Origin of the sequence: Pseudomonas sp. A-1, assembly GCF_004801855.1 — a bacterium.
Lineage (GTDB): Bacteria > Pseudomonadota > Gammaproteobacteria > Pseudomonadales > Pseudomonadaceae > Geopseudomonas.
Map to the genome: position 1 here is coordinate 18780 of NZ_SSTC01000053.1, position 11259 is coordinate 30038.

The window sequence follows — 11259 nt, forward strand, 5'->3', positions numbered from 1 at the left end:
GGAAGTCCCGGCCCGCGGGCCGGTCAGCCCAGCCAGCCGCTCAGTTTGGCGGCGTTCCAGGCGGCGTACAGGGCCAGGGCGACGAAGCACAGCGCGGAGATGCGGTGGATCAGCGTCATCGGCAGCCGGTCGGCGGAGAAGTGCGCGGCCAGCACCACCGGCACGTTGGCGATCAGCATGCCGAGGGTGGTGCCGGCGACCACCAGCCAGAAGTAGTCGTACTGGGCGGCCAGCATCACCGTGGCGATCTGCGTCTTGTCGCCCATCTCGGCGATGAAGAAGGCGACCAGGGTGGTGAGGAACGGACCAAAGCGCTTGAAGTGCGAGGCTTCCTCCTCCTCGTCGATCTGGTCCGGCACCAGCATCCAGGCGGCGACGGCGAGGAAGCTGGCGGCGAGGATCCAGCTCAGGGTGGCTTCACTGAAGAAGGAGGCGACCCACTTGCCGATGGCGCCGGCCGCGAAGTGGTTGGCCACGGTGGCGACCAGGATGCCCCAGATGATCGGCCAGGGCCGGCGGAACCGGGCGGCGAGGAGCAGGGCGAGCAGCTGGGTCTTGTCGCCGATCTCGGCGAGGGCCACCAGGCCGGTGGGGACGAACAGGGATTGCAGGGCTTCCATCGGACATTCCAGAGGGGCGGGACAACGACGGCATGACACGCACGGCCTGCCCGCCCCGGGTCGGCTGTGAGTGTCATGAGTCTTGTCGAACCGCGGCGCCGGGCTGGCCGGTGCGGGTTGTGCGCGCCATGGTCTGCGGACCAAGTGTGTTGACGCGCACGCCGCCGAATCGCTCGGCGGCAGACTACTCCCTCAGGACGGCGCGCATTGTGCCCAAGGTGCGCCGCGCGGGCAAGCGCGCCGGGCTGTCGCCGATCTGCTGTAGGGGCGAATGAATTCGCCCCTACAGGCGCTAGCTGCGCCGCGCCGAATACACGCGGAAGCCGTCGCGTTCGGCCAGCACCGTGCAGGGGCCGAGGTGCTGCTCGATCAGCGGCGCGTACCTGAGGAAGCTGTTGGCCACCAGGCGCAGCTCGCCGCCGGGGCGCAGGTGGCGGGCGGCGTCGCGCAGCAGCTGCTCGGTGGCCTGGTAGTCGGTGTGCACGCCCTGGTGGAACGGCGGGTTGCTGACGATGGCGGCCAGGCCGGCCGGGGCATCCATGATGCCGCGGCCGGCCTGCACCTCGGCCTGCAGGCCGTTGGCGGCCAGGGTCAGGCGGCTGCTGGCCACCGCGAAGGCGTCGACGTCCAGCAGGTGCAGCCGGCTGTCCGGGTAGCGGCGCTGCAACGCGGCGCCGAGCACGCCGGCGCCGCAGCCGAAATCGAGCACTTCGCCCTGCGGCAGGCCGTCGAGGTGTTCGAGCAGCAGGCGCGAGCCGACGTCCAGGCGGCCGTGGCTGAACACTCCGGGCAGGCTGACCACCTGCAGCTCGCCATCCGCCGTGGCCACCGGGTAGTGGCGGGCGAGGGTCTCCAGCTCCGGCGCCGTCGGGGCTTGCTCGACCGTCACCTGCCACAGCTGGCAGTGGCGCGCGCTGTCCAGTTTGCGCGAGCGGCCGAACGGCTCCAGCTGCTTCGCCGCGCGCTCGATGCCGGCGCGCTTCTCGCCGACCAGCCACAGCGGCGCGCCGGACAGGCGTGCGGCCAGCGCGGCCAGCAGGTAGTCGGTCAGCTCGCGCGACTTGGGCAGGAACAGCACGGCGCCGGCGAACGCCTGCGCCGGCACCCGGGTGCCGAACTGGCAGCGCCCCGGATGGCGCGCGGCGACGGCGCTGTGTTCGTCCCAGTGCCAGCTCCAGCCATGGGCCTCGGGCAGTTCGCCGAGCAGGCCGTCGGCCGGCAGGCCGGCGAGCAGCACGGGACCGCTGAACAGTTCGGCCTGACGCAACAGCACTTCGCTACGCGGATCCATGGACACCTCCGGAACAAAAGGGCGGGCAGATTAGGCAAAGGCCCGGCGGCTGGCAAATCCGCAAGCCGTAGGGTGCGCCGTGCGCACCATCAAGGCCGGGTGGTGCGCATGGCGCACCCTACGAGACCACCCGCATCGGCGCACCGGCCAGGAAGGCTGCGGCGTTCTCCGCCAGCTGGCCGACGATGCGCTGGCGCGCCTCGCGGCTGCCCCAGGCGCTGTGCGGGGTGACGATCAGGCGCGGCACGTCCGGGGCGAGCAGCGGGTTGCCGTCCTTGGGCGGCTCGACGCTGAGCACGTCGGTGGCCGCGCCGCCCAGCTGGCCGGCGCGCAGGGCGTCGGCCAGCGCCTGCTCGTCGACCAGGCCGCCGCGGGCGGTGTTGACCAGGAAGGCGCCGGGCTTCATCAGGGCGATCTCGCGGGCGCCGATCAGGTTGCGGGTCTGCTCGGTCAGCGGGCAGTGCAGGGTCAGTGCGTCGACCTGCGGCAGCAGCTGGTCCAGCGGCAGGCGGCCGTCGTGGGCGGGACGGCCGGGCAGCAGGCCGAGCAGCACGCGCATGCCGAAGGCGCGCGCCAGCTGCGCCACCGCGCTGCCCAGCTCGCCGTGGCCGAGCAGGCCGAGGGTCTTGCCCTCCAGCTCGACGATGGGGAAGTCCAGCAGGCAGAACTGGCTGGCCTGCTGCCAGCGCCCGGCGCGCACCGCGGCCTGGTAGTCGGGGAGGCGGGTGGCCAGGGCGAGCAGCAGCATCAGGGTGTGCTGGGCCACCGACGGGGTGCCGTAGCCCTGGCAGTTGCACACGACGACGCCGTGGGCGCGGGCGGCGGCCAGGTCGACGTTGTTGGTGCCGGTGGCGGCGATCAGCACCAGCTTCAGCTCGGGGCAGGCGGCGAAGGTGGCGGCGTCCAGGCGGACCTTGTTGCTGATCGCCACCTGCGCGCCCTCGAGGCGCTCGGCGACCTGCCCGGGGGCGGTCTGCGTGTGCAGCACCAGCTCGGCGAACACCGCGCGCAGCGGCGCCAGGTCGAGGTCGCCGAGGTCGAGGGAGGGATGGTCGAGGAATACGGCTCGGGTCATAGGACTGTCCTTGCAGGCTGGGCGGGCGCCGTCCTGAGCCGGCGCGCTGTCATCGCCGCAGCCTAGCGGAAAGCGCCGCAGGCGTGCAGCCCGCGGCGCCCGTCCGCAACCCTCAGTCCAGCAGCTCGACCGCCACCGCGGTGGCCTCGCCGCCGCCGATGCACAGGGCGGCGACGCCGCGCCGGCCGCCGGTCTGGCGCAGGGCATTGAGCAGGGTGACGATGATCCGCGAACCGGTGGAGCCGATCGGGTGGCCCTGGGCGCAGGCGCCGCCGTAGACGTTCACCTTCGCCGGGTCCAGGTCGTGCTCGCGGATCGCCAGCATGGTGACCATGGCGAAGGCCTCGTTGAGCTCGAACAGGTCGACATCGCCCTTGCTCCAGCCGGTCCTGGCGAACAGCTTGGCGAGGGCGCCGACCGGCGCAAGGGTGAACTCGCCCGGCTCCTGGCTCTGGGTGGCGTGGCCGACGATCCGCGCCAGCGGCTTGAGCCCGCGCCGTGCGGCTTCCTCGGCGCTCATCAGCAGCAGCGCCGAGGCGCCGTCGGAGATCGAGCTGGAGTTGGCGGCGGTGATGGTGCCGTCCTTGCGGAACGCCGGCTTGAGGCCGGGGATCTTCTCCGGGCTGGCGGTCAGCGGCTGCTCGTCGTCCTTGACCGTCACCTCGCCCTTGCGGGTGGTCACCGTCACCGGGACGATCTCGGCGTCCAGCGCACCGCTCTCGATGGCCGCCTGGGCTCGGCGCAGCGACTCGATGGCATAGGCGTCCATCGCCTCGCGGGTCAGGCCGTACTGGTCGGCGGTCTCCTGGGCGAACGAGCCCATCAGCCGGCCGCTGCGCGCATCCTCCAGGCCGTCGAGGAACATGTGGTCCTTGAGCTCGGCATGGCCCATGCGCAGGCCGGCGCGCGCCTTGTCCAGCACGTAGGGTGCGTTGGACATGCTCTCCATGCCGCCGGCGACCATCACCCGGTTGGTCCCGGCCTTGAGCAGGTCGTGGGCCAGCATCACCGCCTTCATGCCCGAGCCGCACAGCTTGTTGATGGTGGTGCAGCCGGTGGCGGTGGGCAGGCCGGCGGCAAGCGCCGCCTGGCGCGCGGGGCCCTGCTTGAGGCCGGCGGCCAGCACGCAGCCCATGATCACTTCGTCGACCTCGGCCGGCGCGACCCCGGCGCGTTGCACTGCGGCGCGGATGGCGGCGGCGCCCAGTTGCGGTGCGGAAAGGGCGGCCAGGCTGCCCTGGAAGCCGCCCATCGGGGTGCGGACGGCGCTGACGATGACGATCTCGGACATCGGGTATTCCTCGCTGTTGGTTTTGTTGTTGCGGTGCACAAAAAGCGAATCTACACCCTGCGCGACGAACTGCAAACCTCCCGACGGGCGCGAGCAGCCGGTACAGGCCACGTTTGTCGGATAATGCCCGCGCAGCGAAATGGCAGAGGAGAGAGGGTGTGGCGTGGTTGTCGACGAACGGGAAGCGGCTGGCCGCCGCGCTGGCAGCCGCGCTGGCCGGGCCGGCGCAGGCGCTGCCCTTCAATGTCGGAGGGCTGGAGGGACAGCTCGACTTCGAACTGACGCTGAGCGCGTGCTGGGCCAGCGCGGATGCCGATCGCGACCTGATCGGCGCCGCCAACGGCGGCCGCGCGCCGGCGGCCAGCGGCGACGACGGCCGGCTCAACTTCAAGCGCGGCGAGACCTTCAGCAAGCGCCTCGCCGGCTGGCACGGCCTGGAGCTGAAGTCCGGCAATGCCGGGGCGTTCGTCAGCGCGCGCTACTGGTACGACTTCGAGCTGATGGACGAGGCGCGGCCGTTCGCCGAGGCCGACGCTGCCGGGGGCGCGCGCGGTGCGCAGGCCGCCGGCGCCGAATGGCTGGAGGCCTTCGTCTGGCACCGCCACGCGATCGCCGGCCAGCCCGGCCGCCTGCGTCTCGGCCGCCAGGTGCTGCACTGGGGCGAGGGCGTGCTGATCCCCGGCGGCATCGACGTCATCAACCCCTTCGACGCGGCGATCTGGCGCCGTGCAGACGCGCCGCTCGCCGAGGGCCGCCTGCCGGTCAACCTGCTGCACGGCGTGCAGGCGCTGGGCGAGGCGCTGAGCGTCGAGGCCTTCTACCCGCTGGAATGGCGGCCGAGCACCCCGGACGACTGCGCCAGCTTTCTCGCCCAGGCCGACTACCTGGCCGACGGCTGCACCGCCCTGGCCCGCCCGCTGGGCGCGCCGCTGCCACGCGGCGCCGACCGCGAACCCGGCGCCGGCGGCCAGTACGGCCTGGCCCTGCGCTACCAGCACGCACCGCTGGCCACCGAGTTCGCCGCCTATCTGCTCGAGTACCACAGCCGCCTGCCGCTGGCCGGGCTGACGGGGGACGGCTACTTCCTCGCCTGGCCGGAGGACATCCGTCTGTACGGCCTCAGCTTCGCCACCACCCTGGCCGCCGGCAGCGTCTGGCGCGGCGAATTCAGTCACCGCCCCGACGCCCCGCTGCAGCCGTCCATCGGCGACGGCCTGGCTGCCGGCGGCACACAGCCGGCCTGGCGCCGCACGGCGGTCAGCCAGCTGCAGAGCAGCCTGGAGCACACCTTCGACGGCGTGCTGGGCGCCAGCCGGCTGACCCTGCTCGGCGAGCTGGCCTGGATCCACGTCGACAGTCTGGACGGGCGCCACGGCCGCGACCCGCTGTTCGGCCCCGGCCCGCAGGCCGCCGGCTGCGCGCTGCCGGCCGGCGCGACCACGCGCTACTGCGAGGACGCCGGCTTCACCACGCGCGACGCCTGGGGCTACCGCCTGCAGGCGCGCTGGGAGTACCCGCGCGCGCTGGCCGGCCTCGACCTCGCGCCGCGCCTGGCCTGGGCCCACGACGTCGACGGCCATTCGCCGGCGCCCGAGGCGGTGTTCGTCGCGGGGCGCCAGGCGCTGACCTTGGGCGTCGAGGCCGACTACCGCGACAGCTGGCGCGCCGGCCTGAGCTGGACCGACTACCTCGGCGGCCGCTACGGCACCCTGGCCGACCGCGACCGGCTCGATCTCGAACTGGGGCTGCGCTTCTGAAGCGAAATGCCGCACGTTGTGCCGGGCATCCGCCTTGACATGACCGGCTTATTGCAAAAAGCTCACGGAAGGCCGGCGCGGATATGCCGGCCCGCTCATTCACGTGAAGAAGAGACAAATCATGAAACGGATTCTGCTGGGCTCACTGTTCGCCGTCGCCTCCCTCAACGCCTTTGCCGAAGCTCCGGGCGGTCCGGGTTGCGGCTGGGGCAACATGCTGTTCGAGGGCCAGAAGGGCCTGCCGTCGCATCTGGTCGCCTCGACCACCAACGGCACCTCGGGCAACGCCACCTTCGGCATGACCTCCGGTACCAACGGCTGCTCCACCAAGGGCACCCTGACCTACGACGGCAAGTCGATGCTGGTGCTGAGCGGCATCATGACCGAGCTGTCCGAGGACATGGCCAAGGGCGAGGGCGAAGCCCTGACCACCTATGCCGTGGTGCTCGGGGTCAAGCCCGAGGACCGTGCCCACTTCGCCGCGGTGACCCACGAGCACTTCGCGGAAATCTTCACCTCCGCCAACGTGACCGCCGAGCAGGTGCATGCCGCCACCCTGGCCGTGCTCAAGCGCGACGAGCGTCTGGCCCAGTACGCCGGGAAGGCCTGAGCCCGCGGGCGGCCTCTGGCTGCCCCTTTCCCCCGGGTGCCCGCGCTGGCGGGCACCTCCGCATTCTCCCGCCGTTGACTGTCCATGCCGCGACGCCTGTTCCCGCTGTTGCTGTCCGTCGCCTGCGCCGCCGCCGCGCAGGCCGCCCCGCAGATCGATTCCGTCCGCCTCGCGGCCCTGGCCGGCGATCCCTACTGGCTCGCCCTCGGCCACTACGAGAGCGGCAAGCTCGGCGGCTGGCGCAGCTACGTCGACGACGACGAATTCTTTCTCGCCGCCTCGGGGGCCACCGAGCCGGCCGCCGAACTGGGCGCCACGCTGGAGGCGCTGTATCGCGATCCGGCGCTGGGCGACCGCCATCCGCTGTGCGTCTACCCGGCGCGCACCCGCTGGCTGCGCGAGCGGCTGGCGCTCACCGACCTGCCGGTGGTGGATTGCCCGGAGTATCGCGCCTGGTACGCCGACATCGACCCGCATTCCAGCGTGCTGGTGTTTCCGGCCGCCTATCTGAACAGCCCGTCGTCGATGTTCGGCCATACCCTGTTGCGCATCGACCCGCCCGGCAGCGAGGCCAACGGCACCGCGCTGCTCAGCTACGCGCTGAACTTCGGCGCCACCATCGAGGGCATGGACAACAGCATCCTGTACGCCTGGAAGGGCCTGATGGGCGGTTACCCGGGACTGTTCGCCCTGCTGCCCTATCGCGAGAAGATCGGCGAATACAGCCGCCTGGAAAACCGCGACCTGTGGGAGTACCGCCTCAACCTGACGCCCGAGGAGACCGGGCGCATGCTCGAGCACGTCTGGGAACTCAGGCAGATCCAGTTCGACTACTTCTTCTTCGACGAGAACTGCTCCTACCGCCTCCTCGAGCTGCTGGAAATCGCACGTCCGGGGCTGCGCCTGACCGCCCAGTTCCCGCTCACCGCGATCCCCGCCGACACCGTGCGCGCGGTCAAGCGCGCCGAGCTGGTCGAGCGCATCGACTACCGCCCCTCCCGCGAGCGCGAGCTGCTGGCCCGCGCCACGCCGCTGGCGCCGGCCGAGCAGCTGTGGGTGCAGCAGCTGGCGGCGGACAGCGGGCAACTGCAGGCGGCCGACTACCAGGCCCTGCCGGAAGAGCGCCGCGCGCTGATCCAGGACGGCGCCTACCGCCTGGTGCGCTACCAGGTGGCCGGAGCCGAACGCGATCCGGACAGCGCCGCGCGCAGCTACCGCCTGCTGCAGGCGATCAACCACAATCCGCCGCCGCGCCTGGACATCGCGCGGCCCGGCCTGCCCGAGGACGGCCACGACTCGCGCACCCTGCAGTTCGCCGTCGGCAGCCGCGACGAGCGCGCCTACGCCGAATACGGCCTGCGCATGGCCTACCACGACCTCACCGACAACCTGTACGGCTTTCCGCTCGGTGCGCAGATCGAGATCGCCCAGCTCAAGCTGCGCCAGTACGAGGGCAACCACTGGCAGCTGCAGCAGCTCGACCTTGCCGGCATCCGTTCCCTGACCCCGCGCACCCAGTTGCTCCAGCCGTGGTCCTGGCAGATCGCCGGCGGCCTGGAGCGGGTACCCGGCGTGGACGACGACCAGCGCCTGGTCGGCCACCTCAGTGGCGGCGGCGGCTTCACCTGGCAACTGGGCGACGGGCTGCTGGCCTTCGCCCTGGCCACGGCGCGCGTCGAGCACAATCGCGACTTCGCCGCCTGGCTCAGCCCGGCCGCCGGCTTCGACGGCGGCCTGCTGTGGCGCAATCGCGCCGGCAACCTGCTGCTCGAAGCGCGCGGCGACTATTTCCACAACGGCGAGGTGCGCCGCAGCCTGGCGCTCGAGCAGCAGATCGAGCTCGGCCACAACCTCGGCCTGCGCCTGTCCGCCGAGCGCCAGTTCGGCCAGCGCGCCGCGCCGCAGAGCGAGGTGCAGGTACAGCTGCGCTGGTACTACTACTGACGGCCAGGCCGACGCATGCAGCCCATTGCCCGCGCCAACAGTGGACTGACCGGGCCCGCAAGGCACTCATGCGAGGCTCCGGCAGCGGTGGCCCGCCCCGCGACGGGGCCGGGCCGTTGTGCGCTACCATAGGCGGATCGCGCAGACCCCCTTTCGGAGCTTCCGCCTCATGACCGCCCAGCCCGCCCTGATCCGCGAAACCTTCCCCGTCGGCCCCCTGCAGTGCAACTGCACCATCATCGGCGATCCCGTGACGAAGAAGGCCATCGTCGTCGATCCGGGCGGCGATCCCGAGCTGATCATGGCGCGCCTGGACAGGCACGGTCTCAAGCTGGTCAGCATCGTGCACACCCACGCCCACCTCGATCACTTCCTCGCTGCCGGGCAGATGAAGGAGCGCACCGGCGCCACCCTGCACCTGCATGAGGACGACCGTTTCCTGTGGGACAGCCTGGAGCTGCAGTGCCGCATGTTCGGCGTGCCCTACACCCCGGTGCCGGCGCCGGACCAGTACCTGCAGGACGACGAGGAGCTGGCCTGCGGCTGCGGCGTGGCGCTGCACACCCCGGGGCACACGCCGGGCTCGATGAGCTTCTGGTTCGCCGACGCCAAGCTGCTGATCGCCGGCGACACCCTGTTCCGCCGCGGCATCGGCCGCACCGACCTGTGGGGCGGCGACTACGCCACCATCGAGCGCTCGATCCGCCAGCGCCTGTACACCCTCGACGAGGAGGCGACCGTGATCACGGGCCATGGCCCGCAGACTACGCTGGGTGAGGAAATGCGCGAGAATCCGTTCATCCGCGCCTGAGGATGCCGGTCGTCGGGAATTTATCGCCGGCGCCGGCCTCTAAGGGTCATCTGCCCGCCGCTGGCGGGCCCGAGTCATCGTAAGGAGAGCCATCCATGAAACTGTCGAGTCGTCTGATCCTGTCCGCTGCCGCCCTGGCCGTGCTGAGCGGTTGTGCGCAGAACCCCTACCAGCAGCAGCCGGCTGGCGCGGACACCGGCATGAGCAAGACCGCCAAGTACGGCGGCCTGGGCGCCCTGGCCGGCGCCGCTGCCGGCGCGCTGATCAGCCACGACGACCGCGGCAAGGGCGCGCTGATCGGTGCTGCCATCGGTGGCGCCAGCGGCGCGGGCTACGGCTACTACGCCGACAAGCAGGAAGAGCAGCTGCGCCAGCAGATGCAGGGCACCGGCGTCGAAGTGCAGCGCCAGGGCGACAACATCCAGCTGATCATGCCAGGCAACATCACCTTCGCCACCGATTCGGCGGACATCTCCAGCGGTTTCTACTCCCCGCTGAACAACCTGGCCAGCTCGTTCAAGCAGTTCAACCAGAACAGCATCGAGATCGTCGGCCACACCGACAACACCGGCGGCTACCAGTACAACATGGGCCTGTCGCAGCGTCGCGCGCAGAGCGTGGCCAACTACCTGATCTCCCAGGGCGTCGATCCGAGCCGGGTGACCACCCGCGGCGCCGGCCCGGACCAGCCGGTGGCCAGCAACGCCAGCGAGTCCGGCCGCCAGCAGAACCGCCGCGTCGAGGTGAACCTGCGTCCGCTGCCGGGCGCCCAGGGCACCCAGGGCGGCTACCAGCAGTAAGTCTGCGCACCGGCCCCGCGCCGGCGCGCCGGCGCGCGGGCGGAAAGGCGCTGCAGTGATGCAGCGCCTTTTTCGTGTCCGCTACTTTGGTCGCAAGGGCCTAGGACTTGCGCAGGGTTGTCGGCCGGCTGGCGCGGGGCGATGCTGCAAGCCATCCCTGCCGACAGGCCAAGGCCCATGGACTGCGAATACCCCCGACTGCCGCGGCGCACCCTGCGGCTGGACAACGGCGTGACGGTCGCCCTCTACCACGAGCCGCAGGCCCGTCGCGTGGCGCTGGCGGCCAGCGTGGCGGCCGGCAGCTGCCACGAGCCGCCGGACTGGCCGGGGCTGGCGCACTTCCTCGAACATGCGCTGTTCCTCGGCAGCGCCGGCCACCCCGCGGTCGGCGCCTTCGCCGACTACGTGCACGGCCACGGCGGCCGCTACAACGCACGCACCCTGGGACTGCAGACCCTCTACTACCTGGAACTGCCGGCGCACCAGCTGGCGCCGGGGCTGGGCCGGCTGGCCGACCTGCTGGCCAGGCCGCTGCTGGACGCCGAGCGCCTGCGCGCCGAGCGCGAGGTGCTGGAGGCCGAATACCGGGCGCGCTGCGCCGACCCCGACAGCCAGCTGCACGGCGCCCTGGCCGCGCTGCTGGAACCCGCGCATCCGCTGGCGCGCTTCCAGGCCGGCAACCGCGACAGCCTGGACACCGACGATCCCCGCTTCCTCGCCGCGCTGCGCACCTGGCATGCCCGCCACTACCGCGGTCGCGGACTGCGCCTGCTGCTCGGCGGGCCGCAGCCGCTCGACGAGCTGGAGCGCCTGGCCCGCGAGCTGCTCGCCGTGCTGCCGGACGGGGAGCCGGTGCGGGAGGAGCCCTGGCCGTCGCTGTGGCCGGCCGGGCAGGGGGCGCTCGAACTGCTGTTGGAACAGCCGCAGGCGCTGCGGCGGCTGAGTCTGTGGCTGCCGCTGGCGCTGGAAGCGCAGCGGCAGGATGGCCTGCTCGCCCTGCTGCGCGAGGCCGCCGGGCAGCCGGCGGCCGGCGGCCTGCTGGCCGAGCTGCGCGCGCGCG

10 protein-coding genes are annotated in these 11259 nt (G+C 71.8%); 6 read left to right on the top strand and 4 right to left on the bottom strand.

Going from position 1 to position 11259, the window contains the following annotated elements; translation table 11 throughout:
• Window positions 1-23: 23 nt before the first annotated feature.
• The 4 genes from E5198_RS13470 to E5198_RS13485 all read right to left on the bottom strand — a co-directional run bounded on the left by E5198_RS13470 (window position 24) and on the right by E5198_RS13485 (window position 4277).
• Window positions 24-611 carry a TMEM165/GDT1 family protein gene (locus E5198_RS13470; RefSeq protein ID WP_136490520.1) on the bottom strand — a complete coding sequence of 196 codons (588 nt, stop codon included), beginning with the start codon at window positions 609-611 and terminating at the stop codon, window positions 24-26.
• A gap of 301 nt (window positions 612-912) precedes the next feature.
• Window positions 913-1911 (bottom strand): class I SAM-dependent methyltransferase, encoded by a 999-nt coding sequence (locus E5198_RS13475; RefSeq protein ID WP_136490512.1) that lies wholly within the window; start codon window positions 1909-1911, stop codon window positions 913-915.
• Window positions 1912-2029: 118 nt separating this feature from the next.
• On the bottom strand, window positions 2030-2986 hold the full coding sequence (locus tag E5198_RS13480) for a 2-hydroxyacid dehydrogenase (RefSeq protein WP_136490513.1): 957 nt from the start codon (window positions 2984-2986) through the stop codon (window positions 2030-2032).
• Between the two features lie 112 nt (window positions 2987-3098).
• Window positions 3099-4277 carry an acetyl-CoA C-acyltransferase gene (locus E5198_RS13485; protein WP_136490514.1) on the bottom strand — a complete coding sequence of 393 codons (1179 nt, stop codon included), beginning with the start codon at window positions 4275-4277 and terminating at the stop codon, window positions 3099-3101.
• Between the two features lie 167 nt (window positions 4278-4444).
• Between E5198_RS13485 and E5198_RS13490 the strand changes: the two genes are divergently transcribed.
• From E5198_RS13490 to E5198_RS13515, 6 genes are all read left to right on the top strand, one after another.
• Entirely contained in the window at window positions 4445-6034 is a 1590-nt protein-coding gene (locus tag E5198_RS13490; RefSeq protein WP_372239885.1) for a DUF1302 domain-containing protein, read from the top strand.
• A gap of 121 nt (window positions 6035-6155) precedes the next feature.
• On the top strand, window positions 6156-6644 hold the full coding sequence (locus E5198_RS13495) for a DUF3015 domain-containing protein (RefSeq protein ID WP_136490516.1): 489 nt from the start codon (window positions 6156-6158) through the stop codon (window positions 6642-6644).
• A gap of 84 nt (window positions 6645-6728) precedes the next feature.
• Window positions 6729-8588, top strand: coding sequence for a DUF4105 domain-containing protein (locus tag E5198_RS13500; RefSeq protein ID WP_136490517.1), 1860 nt, complete (start codon window positions 6729-6731; stop codon window positions 8586-8588).
• A gap of 169 nt (window positions 8589-8757) precedes the next feature.
• Window positions 8758-9399: an MBL fold metallo-hydrolase gene (locus E5198_RS13505; RefSeq protein ID WP_136490518.1), complete on the top strand. Its 642-nt coding sequence runs from the start codon at window positions 8758-8760 to the stop codon at window positions 9397-9399.
• Window positions 9400-9494: 95 nt separating this feature from the next.
• Complete coding sequence (locus tag E5198_RS13510; RefSeq protein WP_136490519.1) at window positions 9495-10199, top strand: OmpA family protein; 705 nt, start codon at window positions 9495-9497, stop codon at window positions 10197-10199.
• A 177-nt stretch (window positions 10200-10376) separates the two neighbouring features.
• Window positions 10377-11259 (top strand): insulinase family protein (locus E5198_RS13515; RefSeq protein ID WP_178084074.1); only part of this gene is annotated, 883 nt, incomplete at its 3' end.

Excerpts from the sequence above, each read along its gene's own strand:
- E5198_RS13505 (WP_136490518.1), top strand. The coding sequence starts at position 8,758 with ATGACCGCCCAGCCCGCCCTGATCCGCGAAACCTTCCCCGTCGGCCCC.
- E5198_RS13475 (WP_136490512.1), bottom strand. The coding sequence starts at position 1,911 with ATGGATCCGCGTAGCGAAGTGCTGTTGCGTCAGGCCGAACTGTTCAGC.
- E5198_RS13495 (WP_136490516.1), top strand. The coding sequence starts at position 6,156 with ATGAAACGGATTCTGCTGGGCTCACTGTTCGCCGTCGCCTCCCTCAAC.
- E5198_RS13500 (WP_136490517.1), top strand. The coding sequence starts at position 6,729 with ATGCCGCGACGCCTGTTCCCGCTGTTGCTGTCCGTCGCCTGCGCCGCC.
- E5198_RS13510 (WP_136490519.1), top strand. The coding sequence starts at position 9,495 with ATGAAACTGTCGAGTCGTCTGATCCTGTCCGCTGCCGCCCTGGCCGTG.
- E5198_RS13480 (WP_136490513.1), bottom strand. The coding sequence starts at position 2,986 with ATGACCCGAGCCGTATTCCTCGACCATCCCTCCCTCGACCTCGGCGAC.
- E5198_RS13485 (WP_136490514.1), bottom strand. The coding sequence starts at position 4,277 with ATGTCCGAGATCGTCATCGTCAGCGCCGTCCGCACCCCGATGGGCGGC.